Source organism: Vibrio sp. 1249-1 (assembly GCF_033340495.1).
Window position 1 is genome coordinate 1 of record NZ_JAWOWJ010000643.1, and the last position, 658, is coordinate 658.

The 658-nt window shown below is 45.0% G+C and carries 1 pseudogene; it reads right to left on the minus strand.

Annotation, left to right across the window (positions count from 1 at the left end):
- Positions 1-34: 34 nt before the first annotated feature.
- Positions 35-658 (minus strand): annotated as a pseudogene (locus R7Z50_RS28115) (two-component system response regulator); the annotation flags it as partial.

Below are 658 nucleotides of genomic sequence, written 5' to 3' on the forward strand. Positions count from 1 at the left end.
ATATTAATTAAAGATAAGATCCGAGTTTGGCTTTCTAAACGAGTCGATTCACTCGAGTAATATTCAGGCTGAAACTGGATGCACCTAAACAACCTATCGACAACTGACCTGTTGTCTTCAGCGGTAAATCTCGGGTGATGAAGTTTTTCATGCTGCCATCACCCAGTCGATTGCCTGCCGCAATATGTTGATTTTCATTTCCATCCGACCATTGGCTGTCCAAACCAGCAGGTAAAAGTGACACGGTTGAAGAAGCTAAATCCGCCACACCAAATACCGCCTTCACCGCACCAGCACAATCTGAGCACTCAATGCCCTTCTCCATGATGTTTACCATGTCTTTCAGATCCGCACTGAGACTTTTTAAGTTTCTTAGGTAATCATCAAACAAAGCTCTCACCAGTAGCGTTGTCGCTACACCTCCATTTTCTTGGGAAGCAGAGTCCACTAAGTAGAAAGCAAACTGTCCATTCATCAACCAGCGATAATCAAACACCAAAGGCATCAAATCTGCCGACTGTAGTAACCGATAAGAACAACGCCAGTCACCTTGAGAGGCGTCTTTGTCTGGCAACAACGCATGCAGCAGATCTCTCGCTGCATTTGGGTTTTGTTGCAAGTACTCTAAATGCCAGTGCAGCTCTTGCTCATCTGGTAT